This is a genomic window from Companilactobacillus huachuanensis (genome assembly GCF_005404815.1).
Lineage (GTDB): Bacteria > Bacillota > Bacilli > Lactobacillales > Lactobacillaceae > Companilactobacillus > Companilactobacillus huachuanensis.
This window is the reverse complement of sequence record NZ_BJDF01000001.1, coordinates 116,263-141,071: the sequence shown is the minus strand read 5'-3', so window position 1 is coordinate 141,071 and position 24,809 is coordinate 116,263. Positions and strand designations below refer to the sequence as shown.

Genomic DNA, 24,809 nt, shown 5'->3' with positions numbered 1-24,809 from the left:
ATAGCGAGCCCCTATTCTAACTAAATAGGAGTTCGCCATTTTTAAAATATTTTTATTAATTTGATTTTATTAATATTCAAAGTAAAGTGTAACAATTTTAGCATGGCTAATTCCATCAAGACTTACACTGTTAGAATTATCAACGTCTAACTCTTCAATTTTATCTTCTTTCAAATCAACTCTTTCTACACGAGTAGGTTTGTTAGCAAAGGTAATTGAATCATCAATATTGTTTGAAAGATTCCCATTATAGAATCTGGCAATATAACCACTTCTACGATTGGCTTTTTTCAACGTGCTTAGAATCAAATTACCATTTGTGTGTAACATACTATAATTTGAATTCTGAGTTCTATCTACGTCATCTAATTCGAAAATCAATCTGCCATTTAGAAAATCGGCATACTCATACATTTGAATACTTGTATCAAAGTCTTTTGCCATATTAGCAACATTGGAATGCTCAAAATCTTTGTCCGTTATAGCAATACCAAAGTCAAAGGTCATATCTTTCAATAATTCCGCATCTGGAGTTGCAATAACCTTTTCACCGGATGCTCTACCCGGACGATAAAGTAAATCAACTTTACCCATCATTCCATATGTTCTAAATAACGTTAACCGAATAGTTGAATACTCATTATCAATAATTTCATATTCTCTTACGCCTTGAGGTAATACTGAGAATGTGTTTGCATTATTTGCTAATGATACAAATGATTGACAAGTTTCAATACTGATCGGTTTTTCATTCCACTTATCTTTATTGGCACTCCATAATTTCATTGCTTCTTCACGATATACAGGACGTTTTAATGTACCAAATTGTTGATCAGCAATAGAGAATTTAGATGCAATTCCGGTACTGAAATCAGCACACAACCTGTGATCCAAAACGTGTTTATTATCAATTTTGACACTAAATTTAATCAAACTTGAGTCATTATCCAGTTGGATTCTTACATCGACCGGCATGTCAGAACTAATGGTACCGTCAGCACGTTCGTTCAAATCCTTGGGAAGTTTAAAGTCATAATGAATACTTGCAATACTCATCAAATCAGAATTTTTCACATTGATTTTGTTAGACTGATCAGTTGAATAGATAACCATATCTTTTTTAGCAGGTGAATAGTTGAATGAGTCGCCATCATCACCGTTTTCTTCCAAAATTCCCTGATTGCTGTAAACTTTACCATCAGCTTTATTGGTAATCGTCAAACTACCATTATCTTCAATCGAAATACTATAAAATTTATTTTCCATAGTATTGTCGCCATTTGATAAAGCAAAATTCTTTTTCTCTTCATTGAGATACAGCTGCTTGTATCCCATTGCAGGAACATCCTTCACAAAAATATAAGCCTTAACTGTATAAATATGATCCGGTTTATAAATCTTCTTACCAGGGTTCAATTGAATAGTTTGATTCAAAATATACTCTGAAGTATCTTTGATTGATTCAATCGTAAACGGAACATTATTACCATCGTCGTCAACAATACTGAAGTTCTTCTCAGGAACATAGAATGTCTTTTCAACTAGACTTGTTCGATTGATTGGCAATGTATTAAATGCTGTAAGTGTAATTGGCTCAGTTCTTTTATTCTTAATTTGTGTAGAAATTTGACGCAGTGTTACTTCAACCAAGCTGGTACTAATATCACGAACTTGTTTATATCTCATAGAAATATCTTGGTTTGTTGTATCCGATACACATGAACCAATAGAATCATGTGCAGCATTTTCAAACATTAATTTCCAAATATCTTTTACAGCATCATTGGGATAATCAACTCCAAATTGTTCACCCATCGTGAGTACTGGTTCCAATATATTTACCAAATAATATTGCAAATTGGTATTGAGCTTTTTAATATCAGATCTTGATGAATAAATTGACTTGTGAATTCTCATATTCTTTCCGTTAGTCAATTCACCTTCAATTTGATCCAGTTCTGGATGTTCATTTTTAACAGCCGCAATATATTCTTCGATAGAACTTACTTTAAAGTTAAATTCACTATTTTCTTCGTTTAACTTTTTAATAACTTCTGGTAAATCTTTACGTGCTGGAGCTTGGTCAAATCCATTAGGAAATGCTACTTGATTAGTCGTTGATCTATTTACGATTGATTTGAAAGGTTCTTCATGCATAATATCTCCGAGCTTTGTCTCATCAATAATGCCTCCAACATAATAACCACAAGGTATTTGATAGACATTGACTTTACTTCCATCTTCACCTTTCCAGACATATTCGTTATGCTTTACATCTTCATCAGAGACACCACGCCAGAACATGGCATCATCAATCCCAAATCCCTTGTAAATTTGGGGCATGCTTGATTCTTGACCAAATGAATCCGGAACATAACCAACATTCATATATTTACCAAGTTCTTTGCAAACATCCATCCCACATTGGAGATTTCTCACAATGCTTTCACCTGAAATAACGAATTGATCTGTTTGTGTGAACCATGGTCCGATAATTAATTTATTATCTATAACTAATTGTTTAATTCTTAGACGATCCTGAGGTCGCCAATTTAAGTAGTCCTCTACTAGTGATGCCTGACCATCTAAAATAAAGCGGTCATATCCGTTATTACTTTCCAAATTATTAATTACGTCATGAAGATCTTTTAATAAATAAACTTTTGAACGAGAGGTTGTAAAATACCATTCTCTATCCCAATGTGTATGTGGAAATACGTGTACTGTTTTAGAATCCAAAGTAAAACTCCTTCCTAAATACCTGAAATATCCAATTTAATATCGTCAGTATCGACGTCCTCTTCTTCATCGTCTGAGGTTACACTAAAATCGACAACCAATGGTGCAACAACAGCAATGAACAAGGCACCGACCAAAATTCCAGCAATATATGCTAACTTATTATCGGCTGTGATAATCCCAGGAAGGCCACCCAATGGAGGAATATGTGATGTCATACCTAATACTTCACCAGTTAGTGATCCAAGAGCACCACCAATTACGTTTACAAATAACAATTTAAGTGGACTAACTAAGGTAAATGGAATAGCACCTTCGGTAATACCAAACGAACCCATAATTAAGTTGTTACGACCTGCCATGAACATTTCATCTGAGAAGCGTTTTCTTGGATAAATAAATGTTGCCAAAGCATAGCCCAATGGAATACAGCAGATAGCAACGTTTGTCATTAGAGCTGGTCCATAAATACCTTCAATGAATAAGATGTTACCAACCATCCATGCGGCTTTATTAATAGGACCTCCTAAGTCAGTACCAATCATTGCTCCTAAAACAATTGCGACGATAGCACCGTTAGTATGATTTGCAATCATACCCTTTACCCAGGCAACCAAACCTAGATTTAAGGCTGATAATGGCGTTGCCAACACGACACCCAGTACTAATGCAACGGCACCAGTTGTTAAAAGTGGAACGACCAACAAAGGAATTGCTGACTTCCAAGCATCGCCAACTTTAATCTTTCTACACCATCTTGCTACATATCCAGCAACGAATCCGGCGACTAAAGCACCTAAGAATCCAGCTTGAAGTGTTGTAGCTAATTGACCACCGATAAAGCCGGCGCCTAAAGCTGGTTTATCACCGATAGCATATGCAACATAACCAGCAATAACCAAGTTAACTAATCCGATACCAATCCAACCAACTTGATTGATTTGATAAAGCATGTGGAAAAATACATTTCCGGCACTCTTATATTTGCTTAAATCATTAACCCCAAACATCATACCTATCAGTTGAGGAATACCAACAATCATGGCACCACCAATAACTGTAGGAATCATATATGAGATACCACTCATTAAGAAACCTTTCCATTCGGCTAATAGCTTTTTCATGACTTATGCCTCCCCGACTGCGGTAACGCATTTCTTCAAAACGGCTTTTGGAGCTTTAATACAAACGTTAATATCGACACGGATAACTTTCTTGCCTTTAAAACGATTCATACCAGTAATCTTTTGATCAGAAGCAATTAAGACAAATGCTGCATCATCGGCTTCTTCTTGAGTAATTACATTAACAGGTCCCATTGAACCTTGTTGTTCAATTTTGACATTATAATCTAATTCTTTACCTGCTTTTTCCAATGCCTTTGCTGCCATTGGTGTATGTGCTAAACCTGCTGGACATGCTGAAATTCCTACGATATTCATAAAACATCCACTCCCATCTTTTTTGAAATATATTCTGAAATATCCTTTTGATTATCTAATTCTCGTAAATGCTGTTTGAATGAATCCTCTAACAACTCAGTTGCTAGATTAGACAACATTTGTAAATGTGTAGTTCCGGCATTTGCTTCCGGAACCATAAGAGCAAAAACATCTGTTACTGGTTGGTCATCATATGTTTCCCAATCAATTGGAATGTCCAACCTCGCATAAATGATGCCAACGTTTTTTACGAAATTTGTTTTTGCATGTGGTATTGCAAAACCTTCTTGTAAACCAGTTGAGTAATCTTTTTCACGTTCTATAAATGCCTTAAATAAATTTTCAGCTGAATTCGTGTTTCCAAGTTCTTCAGCTCTTTTAGAAATTAATCTCAATAGCTCATCACGGTCTGCTACTTTGACATGCAATAAAATATCCTTCTCACTTAATTCCACTGTGTTACCTCCTCTCAGCTTTTCTCGTAACCGCTTACAATTACAATTATATGTATTGGCAAGAATTTGTAATGGTAAGCTATTTCCAATTGATTTGGAAATGGGTTGAGCTGAATTATGATTTTTTTGAATTTAAAAGTTGGGGATGGGTGAATGCCTTTGTAAGATAGGGAATATTAGGTATGGTTCCTTTTAAAAATTAGATATTTGAACGAATCTAGGATAAAAAATAAGTAAAACAAAAAGGTATCTCATTTAAGAGGTACCTTTTGTTAAAACACTTTGCTTATCACGTTTTAGTAAAATTGATAAAAATCTATTACTCTGCCAATTTCCCCCAATCAGCTACTTCATTTTTATCGAATTCTTGTATATTCTTTTGTAAATGCAAAGAATTCAAATCATTCATAAAAACTAGCAATAGTTTTGCTGTTTTTTTGAGTTCATCATGTGATATAAAATCCACAGAGTTACTGTCCGGACGAGATTTTATATTCTCCTCACTATGGCTTTCTGAATTAAATACCAGTCTATACATAAATATTCCCAAAAATGCACGATGGTTTTTCGGAATTTGTTCCATAATGTCCGGATCATTAAAAATAGCACTAATACCTTTTTGGTAACAGAAAGTGGAAAACGCCTCAATCACACGTCTCATAACATTTCCAATATATAAATCATCCTTCCGAATGGATTGCTCCTCAGTAAGATTTGAAGGGATATCTGATGCACATGCGTAATCATATACCGTTTGAAGTTGCTGACTATAATCATTAAAAGATCTAACACCGACGTCAGATAATATTCCTGAAGACAATTGATAATTGTGGCTAACAATTTTGTTTATTTTGGTTTTCCCTAATTTAAAAAGCGTGCTACGTTTCTCATCTATATCATCATATACTTTTGAAATATGTCGAAACATTTCTGCATCGTGTGTCATTACAAGAACCTTACTATCATTATTACCAAGTAATACATGTTCAAGTTCTTCTCTCAATAATGATAAAATACCAATTTTGTTTTCGAAGTCGAAGCTTGAAATGGGATCGTCCAACACAATTAAACATGGCTGTTTAAAAGCTGACTCCACACTACGGTTTGAATTAATTCTAGAAAAGAAATAACACAAACTAATCGCATTTCGTTCACCAACAGACAATTGATTCAAACCAATAAATTCACCTCGAGATTTAACTAGATAACAATTTTCACCTTCAACAAGCTTTAGTCGTTCATGATCCATGAAAACATGAGCCAATCTATCATTTATTTGATCAAGCGCAATCTTTTGTTCAGAAAGTCGTAGTTTAATGCTAGCTATTTCTCGTTTATTTCCATCCAATGGCTGCTTAGCCGTTTCAAGTTTTTGAGTTAGCCTTTTCCGTTCGGATATCGCCTGTTCGTACTGATTGAATAAATCACGGGTACGAAATTTAGCTAAGTTTAAATTTAGAAAATCTGCCTCTTTTTTTATAATTTGATTATTATTAAAAGTACTATTATAAACATCGATTCTGGACCTTAACACATCTGTAGCTAAAGAAATATCATTATATAAACCATCTTCATCATAATTTGGTAATTCGGGAACTGAAAATGGATTATCAATTTTAATATTCTTTGCATTTGAATAATCATCAATCATTAAGTTATAAGTTTGAACAGATTTATTGTACTGTTCGACTTCATTAGGAAACAAGCTATTAATCTCGGTACTCTTATCAATCGTAGCTATTTTATCAATTTTGATTGATTTGAGTTGGTTTACAAGATTGTTTTCTTGATCTTTCTGAGATATATCCAGTACATGCGTCACTGCAAGAACCACGTTTTTCTTTTCCTGATTACTTATACTTCTAAAACATGTGGGACAATAGTCCGTATCTGGACTCAAAAATACGTTCTCATCATTTTTAAGTTCACTGATTCCCTTGTTGGACAGAACCTGTATTATACGTTTCTCAACACCACTTAAACTTGGCTTAGTAACTACCGTAGATAATAAGTTAAATACACATTTTAATTCGTTAGAATTATTTTCAGGCAATACGAACCTGTTTAAAGGTTTCTTTTCCCTAATCTGATCTAAATCATCTAAATCTTTTTGTAACAGTTGAGATAGTTTCCCTTCAATATCTGAATTTCCACACGTCACATCGGTATTTCTTATGCTTTCGAACGTAGTATTATCTAACTTCTGCTTATATGCCGTACCACGTATATGTTTACCTATTGATGCCCAATTTCCTTGTTCTTTAAGTTGATTTTCAATTTTAGATTTAATCATTAAATCATTTTGAACATGAAAATTTTTTTTAAATAAATCAAGTTCATTATCTGCATCTTCAATTTCTTTCAAAATAGATGATTGAAACTTCTCTAAATCAGATAATCTATCTCTTAAATCAGGATCATTTGATAACATAACTATTGCCTGCAGATTTTCATCTTGCTCAACACGTACATATCTATCAACAAACTTTTCATTGTATACATATATCCGTTGCTTATCCTCCTCATCTAATTCAATGGATTTTGATTGGATTTTGTCAGAATCATGGTAATTAAGAATAAACTCCATTCCTTCATCATCTACTTGATTATCATGTAATTGTGAAAAGAGAAGAGCATTAGAAATTGTTGTTTTTCCTGAACCATTTCTTCCAAAAATTGAAATAATTCTTTCATCTTTTATAGTTGAACCACTTTTTTTATTACCATTCTGTACCTTTGCAAGAAAAAATTTAAGATCAATATCATCAGAAACCAAATATGGTGTTTTTATTCGTATTTCATTCCATTTCATAATAACCTCTCCAATTTATAAATTACACAATTTTAATCGAATTAAATACAAATTCATTGTACATTGAATAATCAAAAATGTAATGTAAGGTATTTAATTATTAATATGTCATTTTTAACGACTACCTATCAATTAATTTTGTAATTACGTGATACATTTTAATTTATTCCTTTCCATGCACTATATTTGTATACAAAATAGAGCCAATAAAAGTGAAATTTATAGAAACGCCCAAACCAATTGTGGTTTGAGCGATGGTGCCGTGATGCTTATTATTTAGCAAAATCTTCTGAGATTGAAATCAATCCAGTTGAAGAGTTTACATATGCTCCAACACCTACTTTAGTAGCAGTGTCATTCATCAATACGATTTGACGAAGAATAAAAAAATGGAGCCAATAGTCATAGATTTTATAAATCTACTGCCTACATGCTCTACATTTAACTTATTACATTATTTTTTTCTTCCAAAATCGCTACTTGCAAGATCACGAACCGAAGAATTTGAACTTACAGTTAACTGCCTTTTCACTGTATCATATTATCGGAAGTTATTTTCTATAAGTGTCCCAATGTTATTTATGACAATTACAGATACTCAGATAAACAATTTGCAATATTAATTAAAAATTCATTCTCACTTTGACGCAATTATTTGTAATCAGAAATTGTATTATTTCAGGTAGGGTCATATTTTTGAACTTAGTTATAAATATATTACTAAAGGTTGAAAGTACAAAAATAGATTACACCTCTTGAGACACTTGAGATGTGGTGGAAAAATACTTTTTTTCAATGTGAAGGATTATCTAGTAGGCCCGATAAGGCCACTAGGTAATCCTTTTTATAAATTCGTCAAAAATTTGATTCAATACTGAGGAATCCATTTCAAAATTATCAACTAGACCATTTATCGATTTTATCAACCAATCTAGTGCATCAACGAATGCAATATCAGGTAAACTTCGTCCATAATCATAAAATATATCGCCTATCGTTCTATCATCGATATATTCTCGCTGGTTTAGGGCGAGAATATCGTAAGCAAGTGCAACGACAGCCAAGTGACCACATAATCCATCATACTTTTGGATTTGTGTTTTATCGAATTGGAGATATTGTTTGGCTACTTTGAAGTAGCCTTCAATTTGCCAACGGCGATCGTACATTTGAATTATATCAGTAGATTCCAAACTTGTTTTCGTTGTTTCTAGAACCAAATAGTTATTCTTATCTCCACGTTTAGTGACAAATACTAATTTAACGGGCAATTCCTGACCATCAACGTTAAAAGTAAATATCGAACTATATAGGTACTTCCCCTTTGTGGACCACTTGGTCCGACAAAGGATTTCATAAAGTGATTTTACATCCATGGTACGACCGCGATAGCGGAAGTATACTTTTTTAGCTTTTTTGAGCATTCCCACTGCAAAAAGGCCACGTTGAAGTAGTTCAGAGAACATACGTGGTGAACTATACCGGCTATCAAAAAGAACGTACTTAGCCTTTATTCCGCTTTTTAAAGCAGAATCTATTAGCTCAAGAGCTACATCACTCATCTTACGTTGTGCTTGATCACGTCTTTTATATGCCAAGGAACGTTTATCAAAGCATTTAAAAACGCCTAACTGATTCTTTTTTTGACGATGACATTAATGCAAAGTTAATTTTCAAAAAAGTATTTCCGTCACTCCAACCTATGGTTAGAGTGCGGAATCCATTAAAGAGTTTCTGTTTGTCATGATCAAAAACACGTGCTAGTAACTCAGTATTTTTGGAAAACTCACGTTTGAATAGTGAATCATCTATTATTAAGGCTTGCCGTCTTCTAGAATCTGTAAAATGTTCAACGTAGGATATTAGATTAATTGTCAATAATTGAACAAGTTTTTGCCAATTAGTATGAGAATCATTTAAACAATTTCTAACAGTCCTTGTTGTTAATACTTTTATCGGCCCTGAAAATGGAATAGCATTTAAAAACGGACGTTATAAGCCATTCTAACAAGCCCGTTACCCTAATACCTTTTGTTTTACTGATATTTGCGGAACGCAAAATAGTCATGGACATGAATACTCCTTATAGATTAGTTTTAGCGACTTAATTATAAGGATATGAGTAAGCTCATGTCTATTTTTATACAATTTTCAGCCTTTAGTTATTTCATATAAAATATTTGAATTAAACAACTAGCACTACACGTTATTTGTCTTTTTTAGTAGTAATATACGGAACAGAATGCGGATATTTGTCATCAATTGACGATACAGTACCTGATACTCCTGATTCTTGTATTCCAATCACTTTTGATTTGTCGCTTGAGAACACTGATCTAGCATTCCTAATATTTTCAGAATTATTTCCAAAATTCTTCTCAAAATACCATGAAAATCTAGATAATTGATTTTGTGCAGCGGCCTGTCTAATTTGATCAATGGCTATATTAAAATAAGAATCCTTAGAATAATATCTGAGGCTGGGAACTTTTTTCGCATCATTATATAGTTGATCTAATGCACTTATTGAAAAATCCCTATTAACTTCATAATCCCACAGGCCATTGTCAGTGGAGGAAAGTAAACTCTTTGATTTAATCTCGCCTCCATCAACTCTGTATTTTATATTTGTTTTACATAAAATCCCCCAATCCTGTGGTACATCTATTGATGTTACATTCCCAGGTTCGCCATTACTTTGTTTAATTCTTATTACTTTTGCAGGTGTAGGTTTATATATCTGACCATTGACATTAATTGAAGGTGAGTCTGATAGTCCTTTAGAGTCTTTCCCCACGTCCTCGAACTCTTTCTGGAAATTATCCCAATCTCCTTTGGAAAGATTAGAGACCATATTAACTCTATTAACAATCGCAAGAGTCCCAGTTGTATTTCCTGATAAAGTTGAAATACTTTCACTCATTGATGGTAATGGAATGACTATGGGAGCATATGTCTCAGAATGTATGATATACGACTTAGCCATCAAATAATTGATTCTCATAACACTCGTTAAAAAAAATTTATTACTAATACTCTCTATTGAAACTCTACTCTCACCATAGTTAGTAAGTTTCCAGATTGGGTAGTTTATATTATTGTTTTCTACTTTCCAGGGATCTGTCAATGTAGTTTGAAATTTAGGTTTATTAATTCTTTTTTGTATTTTATTTTTTTCATCATTTTCAATAAGACTGGAAATACTAGTTGCAACAGTCCAAAAGGATATTGCCAAGGCTATTAAAGATATTATTGTAGTTACATTCCTCATTTTAGGAAAATCATTTTTAAAAACAAAAAATATTAATGAAAATACTGCCAGACAAATACACAGTTCCCAAAAGAATGGACTGGAAAAAGATTCGAACCAACCCCATATGGCTGCCAATATCGCTATTACAAATAAAACACATTCGATTATATTCATTTTTCCTCATTATCCTAGTAATAAAAATAAGCCACATAAATTAAAACTAATTTACATGACTTATTATTAAACTAACTTTATTCCCACTCAATAGTAGCAGGTGGCTTGCTCGTAATATCATAAACTACACGGTTAACGTGATCAACTTCGTTTACGATTCTAACCGAGATCTTTTGCAACACATCCCAAGGAATCTGAGCAAAGTCAGCTGTCATACCATCAATTGAAGTAACGGCACGGATTCCGATTGTATAATCGTAAGTTCTGCCATCACCCATAACTCCAACTGAACGAATTCCAGGTAAGACTGTAAAGTATTGCCAGATTTTTTCGTCCAATCCGTTCTTAGCAATTTCGTCACGAAGAACCCAATCACTATCACGAACGATTTGTAACTTATCTTCGGTAACTTCACCAATAACACGAATTCCAAGGCCTGGCCCTGGGAATGGTTGACGCCAAACTAGGTCATGTGGCATACCTAATTTTTCACCAAGTTCACGAACTTCATCTTTGAACAATGTTCTCAATGGTTCGATCAGCTTAAATTGCATATCTTCTGGAAGTCCACCAACATTATGGTGAGATTTAATTGTTTGAGCAGTACTTGTACCACTTTCGATAACATCTGTATAAAGTGTTCCTTGAGCCAAAAAGTCGATTCCATCCAACTTTGTAGCTTCATCGTTAAACACTTGGATAAATTCGTTACCAATAATCTTACGTTTCTTTTCGGGATCAGTTACGCCAGCAAGTTTATCTAGGAAGCGTTTTTGAGCATCAACTTTAATGATGTTCAAGCCAAACTTACCTTTCAAGCTTTCCATAACTTGATCTGCTTCGTTCTTACGTAACAAACCATGATCAACGAAGATACTTGTCAATTGAGTACCAATGGCTTTGTGTAGCAAAACACCAACAACTGAAGAATCGACACCACCTGATAGTCCAAGAAGAACCTTCTTGTCACCGACGGTATCACGAATTTTTTCAATTTGTTGATCAATGAAATCATCCATTGACCAGTTAGCTTCAGCTTCACAAACATCAAAGGCAAAGTGTTTTAAGATGTCCAAGCCGAATTCAGTATTTCTAACTTCAGCATGGAATTGAACACCATACATCTTCTTTTCGTCATTAGCGATTGAAGAAATAGGTGCATTCTTACTTGTAGCAACAACGTCAAAGCCAGTAGGTGCTTCTCTTACAAGGTCACCGTGACTCATCCATACATATTGCTTTTCAGGTAAGCCTTTAAACAATACAGAATCTGTATCTTTAACAGTAATGTCAGCACGTCCGTATTCACGGTTGTCAGCTGATTCAACTTTTCCACCGAGATTATAAGACATCAATTGCATACCGTAACAAATACCAAGGATAGGAATTCCTAGCTTGTAAATGTCTTGGTCAAGTGTAAAGGCATCCTTGTCGTAGACACTCATTGGTCCACCAGAAAGGATAATACCCTTAGGATTGATTTCTTTAATTTCTGCAGCAGTAATAGTGTTTGGTAATAATTCAGAGTAGATACCAATATCTCTGATTCGACGAGTAATCAATTGGTTATATTGACTACCGTAGTCTAGAACGATGATGCTATCAGCATCAGGCCATTGCTTGCTCAAATCAAGTTCCCCCATTTTTTTTATTTATTCTATTGTATACGAAATTCAGTTCCATGTCATATACTGTTAGCGCTTAATATTTACGAAGATAAATTTTATCAATTTGGTGATCACCAGACTTGTGTAAAATCAAGTTAGCTCGATTCATAGTTGGCTTGATATAATCATGCAAGTTAGGATAGTTTATTGTCTCCCAAACGTGTTTTGCCATATCCATAGCACTCTTTTCAGGAATCTGGGTGAATTGGTAATAGTAACTATTAGGATCGTTCTTAGCTAAATCTAGCAGCTTTTCGAAGCGATTCAGGAACCATTCCTCAATATCTTCGACTTCAGCGTCAATATAAATTGAAAAATCAAAAAAGTCACTGACATAAATCTGTTCGTTATGAGGCAATTGTAATACATTTATACCTTCAACGATTAAAATATCAGGATTATCTGTTTCTTCATATCGGTCAGGAATGATGTCATAAATATTGTGTGAATACAGTGGATACTTAATTTTTCCACCTTTAGTTTTGACATCACCAAGAAAGTTCAAAAGTTTTTCCATATCGTATGTTTCAGGAAAACCCTTTTTATCCATCAAATTACGTTCCTTTAAAATCTTGCTAGGATACAAGAATCCGTCAGTCGTCATTTGTGAGACCTTATATTGAGGATAAGCCCGCTCTAACATTATTTTCAACAAACGTGCAGTCGTACTCTTGCCCACTGCCACTGAACCGGAAACGCCGATAATGAAAGGAATCTTGCGAGTTGATCGATTGACCAATTCATTTTTCAACTTCGTCAGTTTGCGATAATTCTTCAAATATATATGAAGTAAATGACGAATTGGGGCGTAAATTGAGCGCACGTCATCAATGGAAATCTCATCATCAAGTGATTTGATTTTCCTCAACTCTCCATCAGTAATTGCTTGCTTGGTGTATTCGCCATGGAAACTTTCCCATTGTTTGCGAGTAAATTCATCGTAGTTAGTTAAACTTTGCATATTATTAGACCCTGCTTAATATAATAATTAACTTTTATTAGTTTTCTGGTATTCTAGTATAGTATAGAACATTTTTAAAAAAGGAAACATATATGAAGAGAATAGTATTATTTGGGGACTCGACCATGATGGGATTTCGGGATGGAAAAGCCAGTGACACGCTAGCTAAACGCATTCGGAAAGACTTTCCTGGTTATGAAGTCATTAATATGTCGATTTCGGACTACAAAACCAATAATGCTATGACACGTGTTGATCGTGTGGTACGACTAAATCCCGAAATTGTTATTCTAGGTTTCGGTGCCAACGATATTTCAACAGATGATGAAATCAAACCCGGTAAATTTGCAGCAAATCTGACTAATATAATTACAACTATCGGTAGTGAACGTGTGATTTTACTTTCACCGCCGTACATTGATTGGATCAAGGACCCCACCAGACCATGGACTCGCCAGCTTCAATTTGAGTTGGTGACGGAACATATCGGCAAGCAACTAGACATATCGTATATCGATTTATTGCATGATATGAATAATTGCACTAATCTAAAGGATTTATTACAGACAGACGGTTTGCACTTTACCAAACAAGGTTATAATCTCTTAGAAGACGAGTTAATACCAGAAATTAAAGCCACGCTAGCCAAAAAATCAGAACTAGTGTCAAATTAAGGAGCACTTTATGGATTTAAATATTCCTCAAAAATATTTTATTTTATCGTGTAACGAAAAAGGTAGCGTTCGTATTTTTAAGAATACCAGACGTCGTGCTTATTTAGCTGAAAGTTCATTTTTCGACTTAGCACTAAATGATATTATCGATTTGACAGACAACAGTGTCATCATTAATAAGGTTTTACCCGACGACAAAACGTATTTGAATGAATTTTTCCAAATCATCAACAAGAACCAAGGTCGTAGCGTCAACCATGTCTTACGAGCAATGGCAACCAACGAAAAAATCACCCGCATTATTTATAATGAAATCGGTGATTCGCTAGTTAATAAAGTTGACGTTACCAAAGCCGTGACCGGACTAGTATTCAAAACTAACAATTACCTACCAAATCGTAACGTTAAACGTGAATTAGTAACTGATTTACGCAAGGAAATTTTGACATCAAATAAAATTTCACCAGAAGCATTCGCACTATTAGCGACACTTTATGGAAACCACGATTTGAAATTTTACTTCTCCCAATTCGAGCAGAAACAATTGAAAGATAAAATTGAGTTGTATCAAAATGACCCAACTTATGAGAAATTGTTTGAACTTTCTAAGAAGTTGAATAGAGTTATATTGACATTGCTAAGTTAGAGAGAGCGAAACAAGGCGGTCAGCTCCCGAGCATTTTCGTAGATATGTGAATTGCACGCCGCTTTTGCGTGTGATTTACATATCTATGAAAAGCGGAAGGAGTTGCCCTTGTGTAGCTCGTTTTAATCAGAGAGCGGAACAAGCCCGCTTAGATTCCGATTCATTTCCTAGCTTCACGAATTATCCGCGTATTTTGCGGATAGTTTGGGAAGCGTAGAAATGAATTGGAATCTGGCTTGTGTAGCTCGTTTCAGAGCCACTGCATATATAACTAACGGCAGTACAAGCAATTTTAATCAAGAACAAGAAAAGTCATTTTTCACTTGGAAATATTTCCTTCTAAGTAAAAAATGACTTTTTTATTATTATCAAAATAGTAATAACATCTTAATTTATTTAGTCTAACACTCTGTCCCCAAATCCCAACGCGTTAAAATCCAAAATCAACCGGATCACCAGGCAATCTCAAAAGTTTTGGCTTTCCATAGTAATAGCCCTGACGTAATGGAATATCAAAGTCCTTACTCAACTGCGCATCATCTGAATCCTCAATTCCCTCAAGAATCAAGCGCAAGCCATACTCATTACTAATAGCATGCCAAAAATGTAACTTTTGTTGAATTTTTGGATCTTTAATACCAGTTTTAAAGTTTTGCAAAGCAAACTTAATTTCTGATGCCAAAGGTAGAAATTCTTGAACACTCTTAAAATCATTGATTCCCGTTCCAACATCATCCAATGAAATCTGCATTCCGCATTCAACAAAATTACGTAATCGTGGAATTAATCTGGTATCCGGATAACTCTTAGGTCCCTTTTCTTCAGTCAATTCAACAACCAATTTGGCTGGATAAAGTTGTTTTTGACTCTTAATAATTGCTTTGGAAATAGTCGTATCCATCAGTTGCTCACGGTTAATATTCACCGAACAATATTGAACTTTTAGGCCTAAAATTTTAGTTGTTTCCAACAGCAGATCAGAAACAGTTTGCGAATCAATTTCAGTAAAAGACTCCGGTAAACGCCATCCCTCTGGCGTCAATTGTTTAATCAATAATTCATATCCGAAGATAGTTTGTGTCTGACCATTAAGCTGTGGTTGAACAAAATAACGATAAATCGGTTTCATATATTTCATCACCCTCTGATGAGTTTACATTTGTTTACATTTAGTCCATTCATTGTATACTCGTAGTATACGACAACCAGAAAGGATAGAGCAATATCACGAACAAAAAAGTAGTCATCATTGGCTGCACACATGCAGGGATTGCGGCCATCAAACAAATCATTAAATATTATCCCGATGCAGACATAACTGTTTACGAACGTCATGCCGATATATCTTACTTATCTTGTGGGACATATCTCCATTTAGGTGGGACCGTTAAAAATTTAGACGACGTCTTTTACGCTGATCCTGATGTTTTCACAAAACAAGGCGTCAAAATGCGTATGATTCACGATGTCATCAGTATTAACGCTGAAGAACACACAATTTTAGCACAGAATTTAAAAACAAAAGAATTAGTCCATGACACTTATGACAAGTTAATTATGGCCACTGGATCTATTACCGCAATTCCGGCAATTAGTGGTATTGAAAATCCCAAAGTATTATTATGTAAAACTTGCGATGAAGCACACGAATTATACGCTGCTGCCAAAATGTATCACAGTGTTGCCATCGTTGGTGGTGGATATGCTGGTGTTGAATTGGCTGAGGGCTTCGTTAAATCTGGTCACAAAGTCTCCTTAATTGAACGTGGTCCACACGTCCTTAAGGAATATATGGATCCTATTATGGCCAAAAAGGTTCAAGCTATGCTAGTTGAACACGGCGTTAAAATTTTGACCGATACAATGGTGACGCAATTTAAGGATCTTGAGAATGAAGAAATTGAAGTGGAAACAACTAGAAGCAAATGTACCGTTGATATGGTAGCTATCGCTCCTGGAGTCGTCCCTCAGTCGGATCTTTTAAAGGGCCAAGTAGAAATTTCTGATAACGGTGCTATTGTCACCGACCCTTATATGGGAACCTCAAATCCTGATATTTTTGCAGCCGGTGATGCTACCGAAGTTCGTTACAATCCTACTTTAAGTCAAACTTACATGCCTCTTGCTTCACATGCGGTTCGTCAAGGAACATTAGCTGGAATCAATGTTTTAGACAAACGACTCAAGTCAATTGGTACACAAGCTACGACTGGGATGCTTTTGTTTGATAAGACAATTGCCTGTACCGGTTTGACATTGAAAAAAGCTCAAGAAGCTCATTTTGATGCCGCTGCAGCTTTCTATCAAGGAAATTATCGTCCAGATTTCATGCCTACAACTGCTGAAATCACGATTGAATTAGTTTATGACAAAAATACTCGCAAAGTTTTAGGTGCTCAAATGATGTCTGATCACGAAATTTCACAATCAGCTAATACCATTTCGGTTGTCATTCAAAATGGCAACACTATTGATGAATTATCATTTCTCGATATGTTGTTCTCACCTAATTTTGATGAACCATTTAATTATTTGAATTTAGTAGCACAAGTAGCTGTTGATCAAGAACATGGCTATTTAAGAAAGTAATTATAAATTTATTTTTTAAAGGCGTCAGTAATCTGAAAATTGATTACTGACGCCTTTTTGATTATTCTTATGCTCGATGCCAAGCCGCATAACCGATTGTTGGAAATAAACTAGTTAAACGTCCGATTTGTTGTGGGTCCAACTTGAATTCAATTGCTGGCAACAAGGCATTGACTGCATCTTGGGCCTGATCACTGATTTCTGTCACGCCAACTAAATGCCCCGCTTCATCATGAATCTGTTTACTTTGGGCAATCGTCTCTTTATCAACCTTATAATACCAATAGTTCTCCAAGTCGTTTTCGGAAACTTGATATCCCTTTTTCTCGGCTTCTTCCACTGAAATACCTGCTTTGGCAATTCTTGGCGACGTAAAAACAACTGACGGAACAATTGGCATATCAATCGGTTCCGTTGTCTGGCCTGAGAATAGTTGCATCAAATATTTTGATTCAAAATAGGCTGCTGGTGTGACTTTGGGTAAATTATTGGCAACAATATCCCCGGCAGCGTAAATATTATCAATATTTGTTTGGAGATAATTATTTACGAATACACCGGTTTTATCATATTTAATACCAATATTATCCAAGTCCAATTTATCAAGATTAGGAATTCGACCCGTCGCATCTAAAATCCAATCCGTTGTCAATTTTTGATTATCACCGTAATTAACTTGATAATTGGTGCCAATTTTTTCAAACGACTGAACCCGTGAATTTTCAATAAACTTAACACCACGCCGCCCTAAATCATCGACAACCATTTTGACATATGGTTGATAGAAATTACGTAAAACTTTGTCAGAATGCAACATGACCGTTACTTGTGCCCCAGCTGCATTTGCCATCGTGGCAAACTCCATTCCGATATAACCGGATCCAACAATTACGATCTTTTCTGGTAATTTCTTGAGATTCATGAATTCTTCACTATCATGTGCCAATTCCGTCCCCAAAATATTTAAGCGATGTGGACGTAATCCCGTCGTAATTACAATTTTCTCCGCAGTAATTTCACGCATATTATCGACTACAACAGTGTGATTATTTTTAAACGTAGCATGACCCTTGATTATCGTCGCGCCACTATTTTCCAGACGTTTCGTTAACTCTTGAGGTAAATTCTCAATTATTTCCTGTTTATGCACAATATTTTGGGTCCAGTTAATCTTGAGATCACCTTCAAAAACATCACCCATTCGTTCGGCCTCGCGGACTATTTTGACCGGTTCATCCAAAGTGATTTTGGCATTGCATCCCCGATTCGGACACGTTCCTCCAATCAAGCCACTTTCAATAACACCAACTTTGACACCTGTCTTAGCCAATGGTGCTGCGCCATCAAATGTGGCATGCCCTGCTCCAATATAAAGTACGTCGTAATCATATTTAACCATTCAGCTGCCCTCCAAAGTTTTTTCTATATATATCCAACATAATGCATTCCGGAAAAGGTGGCAATAAATTCGATTATTCTCAATTTTTATCACATTTCAAAAAAAATAATGAAAAGGTTCTAATTATGCAAACATATGTTCGTATAATGATGTATACTATCTTTAAGAAATATTTATTGATGGGAGAACAATTATGAATAACCGTGAAATCAAAGAATTAGCAAATCATTTACTTTCTTTAAATGACATTCAGAATGCCATGTATAACTTGAAAGTTGGCGACCAACTTGAGGAAATGATTTCAATTTTTAGTCAGAATAACCTAGGTAATAACTTTGAAAAGACAGTAATTGACAAGGCCATCGCATACCTGAATCAGGAGCATAACGAATATATCTTTAATATTGGCAGAGGATTAGGTTCCCCAATGCTTTATATTGCACTTAGGGAAGAAAAAGAAACAAATAAGAAAAATCATACGTCAAAAACAATGTTGGATTTAGAACAGGCGCTTAACAAGCTAGGAATTGAAACTGATATTTTGTTTCATGTTGACCCCGACACCTTGCTTACTGATGATGAATTTGAAAATGAGTTAAACCTTTATAAGAGCATATTAAAAACTAGATAACCAAAAAAACACCTTTCACATTGTGAAAGATGCTTTTTGTTTACGCCTTAGGTTCAGCGACTTGATAATACTTCTCGGGTACCCGTTGCAATAATTGTGACAACTCTCCAATCGAAGTAATTGTCAATCTATGCATTGCACGCGAAGCAATCGTGTAAACCAATTGTTGTTCATCTTCGCTAAACTTGTCCTTCGAAGCATCCCACATAATGATTGCATCGAATTCCAAACCTTTAGCTAAGAATGATGGTAAAACGATTGTCCCTGTTGCCAAACGCTGATTTTCGGAGCGGATCAAAGTTGACTCAACGCCTTGAGCTCCCAATAATTCATGCAGCTCGGTTGCGTCTCCCAAAGTTTTTGCAATAATGGCCGTGGTAAATTTGCGTTTATCATTATCTTTAAGTTGTCTCATAACTTGTTGGATAGATTCATCAACAGTTTGTGACATCAACAGATTTGGCAAATCTCCGTCACGATTAAATGGTTCGATTCGTTGACCATTAGTCAAAATAGCTTTGGTAAAGTCAGTAATCTGCTTTGTTGAACGATATGAATGAACTAGTTGTACGACATTGGTCTCATCTGCATTGAACAGACTCTGTGCTTCGGAAAGTAATGTCTGACTGTTCTTCTTCGTGAAAATTGATTGATTCAAGTCACCCAACATTGTATAACGAGCTCTTGGGAACTTGTACTTCATATAAGCCAACTGGAATGGCGTGTAATCCTGAATTTCATCAATAAAGACAAACTTCATATCCAATTCACCATGTTTACCCGTAACCAAATCATACAGATAGAGATATGGGCTCAAATTATTCATCGAAATTTGTTTATTTTGGAATCCTTGAACAAATTTATCAACGAATTGATTCCATCGTTCGTCAGTAATACCGTGTTCACCTAAATCAACAATCTTGGGAATAGCCTTTAAGAAATTCAAGTAATTGGCGGCAATATTCAAGAAGCGCAAATGTTTAATGTTCTTATAAACACCTTGCATCATAGTTGTAACAATTTTACGAGCCAAGAATTTTTTCTCTTCATCACCATTTTTGAATTCTTGATCAGCTGTTGTGTACAAAGCTTGTAATTGTTCTTTGCTTAAATTCTCAATTTGTTCGGAAACCCAATTTGAACGCATTTCAGCGCCAATCTTACGATGCAATAGTTTGATCAAACGGTCAACTGTCGCATCAAGTCGATTTCCCAAATTATACTGAGGTCCATAACTGTAGTAAAACTCTTGGATTTTTTCCTTAGGAATAAAGACTTTGCCTTGGAATTTAATATCTTTGAAGGCAATCCCACTTTGTCCAAGTAACTTACTGTAATTCGTCAAAACCTTGAAAAATTCGATATCAGAAACAAATTTACCAATATTTTTACTGTCAGTGTCGACAACTGTTTCAAATTGATCTGAGAGACTTTCGACATCTAGATTTGGTAAACGACGTGCCAAGAATTGCTTGTATGTCATTTGGACCATGTTTTGTTCACCCATTTCAGGCAAAACATTCTTGATATAGTCATTAAACAGCGAGTTTGGTGAGAACATAACGACCTGGCTAGATGTCAACGTTCCACGATATCTATATAGTAGGAATGCGATTCTTTGCAAAATAGCTGACGTTTTACCGGAACCGGCAGCGCCTTGAACAAATAGCAATTTCGACTTAGTATCACGAATAATCTTATTTTGCTCACTCTGGATTGTCTTAACAATACCCTTCATGTGTGTTGAAGATTTACCATCCAAGACTTCCAAAAGCATTTGATCTCCGATAGTTTCTTGAGTATCAAAATATGCTTTGATCTTTCCATCTTCAACAAGAAATTGCCGTTTCAAAAACAAATCGACACCTTGTTCGCCATCTGGTGTTTGGTATGTTACATCGCCCAATTTTCCATCATAGTAAATAGAAGAAATTGGCGCACGCCAATCGTAGACTAAGAAGTGATCGGCTTTATCAGTAAAGGAACTCAGACCGATATAAACAGTTTCCTTCTTAGGCTCACCTTTTTCTTGAAAATCCAAACGAGCAAAGAACGGCGTCTTTTCAAGTTTCTTGAGGATTCCCAAACGTTGTCTCGATTGTTGCCAACTATTATTTCTTTCATCAAGCATTTGTTGTTGTTGGTGAATGGACAGTGCCGCATCCATCGAAATGGCATCGCCTGACATACCTATATGAATGTCATCAAAAGCATTATTGATAACTTTTAAATCTTCTTCAGCAACTTCCATGTGTTCCTGAAGACGATTTTCAGACTGCTTAATTTGGGCAACCACATCGTTTAAATGGGCTTGCTCTTTTTGTTTTTCGTCTACTTCATTAACTTTAGGTTTGCTTGTCATCATAATAACCTCTTAATTTTCAGTTATATAATGTTACCACTAAATTTTAACGAATACAAAGACCGCCCCTTCACAGTAATATCAATTAATAGATGGTCAATGATTTATTCTATGATATTAATAAATTAAATACATTATTAATTATATTTACCAGATATATTTGTCAATTTTTTTGTTCATTTCTAGACCCATATTTTATATAAATTTATATCATATTATGAATAAAATAGTCATCAGAAATGATGTACATTATGTATACTATTTCATTTGCTTTTTTTGTGAGGGGGAAAAACAATGAAACATCTAAACAATTTTAAATTACCTGTAGTATTTGCTTTGCTGATTTCTTCTTTAGCAATGTTATTTAACTTTACAATAGTTTCAGCAGCAACAGATGCTGATTTGAGTACTGCTGATCAAGATACCATCAGTAAAGCTCCCACTGGTCTATTAATGAGTAATTATTTTACCATAAATAACCCAACCAATAATGCTGCAGATACTTCATTTAGATTTAAGTCTAATTCAGCTTTTATTTCCAATAATAATAAAGTTTTAGTATTAGCACATGGTACCAGCACTAACAGTGCCGATAATACTGCCGCCGGTCCAGGATGGCCAGTCCCAGTGTATCCTGCCATCAAGGATAAAACAGGTTCATATGGTGCGGCTTGGTCAAATATGAATACGGCTTATTTTTCAGCAGGCAAACCACAAACACTCTCTGCTTGGATGAGTTTTGGCTCCGGCAATTCTGACGAAACAGTCAACGGACAAGGTATGGCTTTGGTTCTACAAAACAATACCGATGGCTCAACAGAAATGGGTGCTGGTCAAGAGGGTCTTGGCGTCTATGGTTATGATAAATCTACTAATAAAGGCATTACTGGTTCTCTGGCTACCCCCGATGCTGTAGCTAAAACTGCCATTCAAAATAGTATTGCACTTGAATTCGATACGCAAAAACAAGACTCCGGTTCAGCCGTCTATCCACCAATTATGTACTCTATAGATGCTCTATATTCCTATTACTCTACCAATAATTTTGACACAAAAAGAGCCTCTGTCGTTGCTCCATCTGAATTTCCCGATAATACAGAATTAGGTTCTGGAGGAAGATACGGTCATATTGCACTAACCTATCCAGCATATTCTGGAACCTACTATCCACTCTCAGTAGGAAATACTTCCTTTTATAGTCCATTTACACAAGGATATACGATGTTTCATATCCATCGTCAACAAGATGCTGACCTTGCTGATGGTACTGACTCTAACGGTAATGATGTTGCTTGGCACCATCTCACTTTCAGATGGATGCCTTCAGCTGATTTAAAAACAGCCACAATTTCCTATTCATATAATGACAGGGAGATTGACGGGTCTATAAATAATCGAACAAATCGTATTGATGATACTATCACGGTTGATATGAACCAATTGAGTAGTACTAGCAGTAGTATCACACCTGATAGTAAAATTTACTGGGGTTTTACTGGGGCTAATAACAATACCGATTCGAGAGTTGCCAGTAAACTAGTTTCTGTAGAATCAATTCCCGATTTAGTTAATGCTTCAGTAGACACAACTATCACTGATAAAACAAAGAATAAAGTTATGTATGATGACCCTGATGGTGGAGCAGGTGACACGACGGACCGTAAAGTTGCCAGTGGAGATAAAATGGAACTAGATTATAAGTTGACTTACGAAGATGGTCGTGAAGATTGGAAGTCCATCGCTTCAAAAATAACTTTGCCTAAAAATATCAACTATGATACTACCGATGATACTATTGGTACCATTAAATATGAAAATGGCGATTCTGAATCCATCCCTCTCTCAGCACTAACAACAGCCAGTGATGGAACACAAACAATCAACTACACATTTTTGAAAAACCTTGGTGATATTGCAGCCAGTTCAAAAATTGCTGATATCATCATTAATGGTGTTGCAGTAAATGAAACTACTGCTGATATTACGGTAAAAGCTCAACCTGCAATATTTACCGGTTCAAATAATATTGAATCCACAAGTACTCCCAAATTCACAGTTCTTTACAAAAAGGATTGGACCATGAATCTAACCAATCCAATGAGTGATCCAATAACTCTAATCTATCAACAAGATAATGCCACTCTGAATTTAAATGCTAATCTTAATTACACTGGCAAAACTAGTCCCGAGTTTGCTGCCAATGATCCGATTCAATATCAAATCAGTGTTGGCGGTCACGATTTAACTTACAATACGACTGTTTCAGCTGATTCAGATACTTTGAGTGATGTAATTCCTTTACGGACAGTGATTGAAAACGCCGGTTTGGACTTCTGGAGTCTTTTTCCAAGTAATGAGACTCAAAAAGTAACTGTCAGTGCAATTGACAATGATGGTGTAACTTCAAATACGGCTACCTATAACATTCAAGTCGAACCAAATCATCTTTTGGAAATGACTCCTGATAAGGCTCTTCAATTCAAATCAATCAACTATTTATCTTTGAACGATTACATTCCACGAGCCAATGACTTTGACGTTTCAGTTACTAGCTATCAAAACCCATGGCAGTTGGAGGTTTCCGCCAGTGAGTTAACCAATGGTGATTCCAAATTTAACGGTAATCTGGTTAATAAGACGGCTCAAGGCGCAACAGTTTTGACAAATAACAATGTTCTAATTGCCAGCGACAACATTTCACACGATACAGAAACAACAACCTCGATTTCTAAATTGAATAATTGGACTACTAACAGCGGACTACTTTTGAAAAATTATGGTCTATCTAGTTCGAAAAAATATAGTGGCACTTTGACTTGGACTATTATGGATTATAATGATAGTCTTTAGTTCAGTAACATAATAATTACAAAAATAGCTCTCATTATTGATTAATTACAATCGATGATGAGAGCCTTTTTATTTGCACTCTGAAAGTACAAACATATTTAAATAAGCAGAAGTTTTCATTTTATTTGTTCCTACCATGAAAAAATAAACTAGTT

General features: G+C 35.1%; 17 protein-coding genes and 1 pseudogene. 6 read left to right on the top strand and 12 right to left on the bottom strand.

What is annotated here, in order from left to right; translation table 11 throughout:
• Positions 1–69: 69 nt before the first annotated feature.
• The 9 genes and pseudogenes from FFM71_RS00635 to coaA form a co-directional block, all read right to left on the bottom strand.
• On the bottom strand, positions 70–2,739 hold the full coding sequence (locus FFM71_RS00635) for a glycoside hydrolase family 38 N-terminal domain-containing protein (RefSeq protein WP_137610242.1): 2,670 nt from the start codon (positions 2,737–2,739) through the stop codon (positions 70–72).
• A gap of 14 nt (positions 2,740–2,753) precedes the next feature.
• A complete protein-coding gene (locus tag FFM71_RS00630) occupies positions 2,754–3,863 on the bottom strand; it encodes a PTS fructose transporter subunit IIC (RefSeq protein ID WP_137610241.1) in 1,110 nt (369 codons plus the stop codon).
• A gap of 3 nt (positions 3,864–3,866) precedes the next feature.
• Positions 3,867–4,181, bottom strand: a complete 315-nt coding sequence (locus FFM71_RS00625; protein WP_137610240.1) for a PTS fructose transporter subunit IIB — start codon at positions 4,179–4,181, stop codon at positions 3,867–3,869.
• Complete coding sequence (locus tag FFM71_RS00620; protein ID WP_137610239.1) at positions 4,178–4,636, bottom strand: PTS sugar transporter subunit IIA; 459 nt, start codon at positions 4,634–4,636, stop codon at positions 4,178–4,180. Before FFM71_RS00620 ends, FFM71_RS00625 begins: the two co-directional genes overlap by 4 nt.
• Positions 4,637–4,955: 319 nt before the next feature.
• Positions 4,956–7,448, bottom strand: coding sequence for an AAA family ATPase (locus FFM71_RS00615; protein ID WP_137610238.1), 2,493 nt, complete (start codon positions 7,446–7,448; stop codon positions 4,956–4,958).
• 830 nt (positions 7,449–8,278) lie between these two features.
• Positions 8,279–9,510 (bottom strand): annotated as a pseudogene (locus FFM71_RS13550) (IS4 family transposase); the annotation flags it as partial.
• Between the two features lie 144 nt (positions 9,511–9,654).
• The gene (locus FFM71_RS00600) at positions 9,655–10,875 is read right to left on the bottom strand and encodes a hypothetical protein (protein WP_137610236.1); all 1,221 of its coding nucleotides are present in this window, start codon (positions 10,873–10,875) and stop codon (positions 9,655–9,657) included.
• A 77-nt stretch (positions 10,876–10,952) separates the two neighbouring features.
• Positions 10,953–12,518 carry a glutamine-hydrolyzing GMP synthase gene (gene guaA, locus FFM71_RS00595; RefSeq protein WP_137610235.1) on the bottom strand — a complete coding sequence of 522 codons (1,566 nt, stop codon included), beginning with the start codon at positions 12,516–12,518 and terminating at the stop codon, positions 10,953–10,955.
• Between the two features lie 58 nt (positions 12,519–12,576).
• Positions 12,577–13,503, bottom strand: coding sequence for a type I pantothenate kinase (coaA, locus tag FFM71_RS00590; RefSeq protein WP_137610234.1), 927 nt, complete (start codon positions 13,501–13,503; stop codon positions 12,577–12,579).
• A gap of 92 nt (positions 13,504–13,595) precedes the next feature.
• On the opposite strand from coaA, the gene FFM71_RS00585 reads away from it, so the two are divergent.
• The 3 genes from FFM71_RS00585 to FFM71_RS13750 all read left to right on the top strand — a co-directional run bounded on the left by FFM71_RS00585 (position 13,596) and on the right by FFM71_RS13750 (position 15,177).
• Positions 13,596–14,177, top strand: coding sequence for an SGNH/GDSL hydrolase family protein (locus FFM71_RS00585; protein ID WP_137610233.1), 582 nt, complete (start codon positions 13,596–13,598; stop codon positions 14,175–14,177).
• 10 nt (positions 14,178–14,187) lie between these two features.
• On the top strand, positions 14,188–14,823 hold the full coding sequence (locus FFM71_RS00580; RefSeq protein ID WP_137610232.1) for a GPP34 family phosphoprotein: 636 nt from the start codon (positions 14,188–14,190) through the stop codon (positions 14,821–14,823).
• 219 nt (positions 14,824–15,042) lie between these two features.
• On the top strand, positions 15,043–15,177 hold the full coding sequence (locus tag FFM71_RS13750) for a hypothetical protein (protein WP_263390680.1): 135 nt from the start codon (positions 15,043–15,045) through the stop codon (positions 15,175–15,177).
• Between the two features lie 76 nt (positions 15,178–15,253).
• On the opposite strand, the gene FFM71_RS00575 is transcribed toward FFM71_RS13750, so the two are convergent.
• Positions 15,254–15,952, bottom strand: coding sequence for an EAL domain-containing protein (locus FFM71_RS00575; RefSeq protein ID WP_137610231.1), 699 nt, complete (start codon positions 15,950–15,952; stop codon positions 15,254–15,256).
• A gap of 95 nt (positions 15,953–16,047) precedes the next feature.
• Here FFM71_RS00575 and FFM71_RS00570 point away from each other — a divergent pair, with 95 nt between their 5' ends.
• Positions 16,048–17,412, top strand: coding sequence for an FAD-dependent oxidoreductase (locus tag FFM71_RS00570; RefSeq protein WP_137610230.1), 1,365 nt, complete (start codon positions 16,048–16,050; stop codon positions 17,410–17,412).
• A gap of 67 nt (positions 17,413–17,479) precedes the next feature.
• Here FFM71_RS00570 and FFM71_RS00565 read toward each other — a convergent pair whose 3' ends face one another.
• A complete protein-coding gene (locus FFM71_RS00565; RefSeq protein WP_137610229.1) occupies positions 17,480–18,811 on the bottom strand; it encodes a dihydrolipoyl dehydrogenase family protein in 1,332 nt (443 codons plus the stop codon).
• A 193-nt stretch (positions 18,812–19,004) separates the two neighbouring features.
• Here FFM71_RS00565 and FFM71_RS00560 point away from each other — a divergent pair, with 193 nt between their 5' ends.
• Entirely contained in the window at positions 19,005–19,442 is a 438-nt protein-coding gene (locus FFM71_RS00560) for a hypothetical protein (protein ID WP_137610228.1), read from the top strand.
• A gap of 40 nt (positions 19,443–19,482) precedes the next feature.
• Here FFM71_RS00560 and helD read toward each other — a convergent pair whose 3' ends face one another.
• Positions 19,483–21,804: an RNA polymerase recycling motor HelD gene (helD, locus tag FFM71_RS00555; RefSeq protein ID WP_137610354.1), complete on the bottom strand. Its 2,322-nt coding sequence runs from the start codon at positions 21,802–21,804 to the stop codon at positions 19,483–19,485.
• Positions 21,805–22,098: 294 nt separating this feature from the next.
• Between helD and FFM71_RS00550 the strand changes: the two genes are divergently transcribed.
• A complete protein-coding gene (locus FFM71_RS00550; RefSeq protein WP_137610227.1) occupies positions 22,099–24,654 on the top strand; it encodes a hypothetical protein in 2,556 nt (851 codons plus the stop codon).
• The last annotated feature ends 155 nt before the right edge of the window (positions 24,655–24,809 follow it).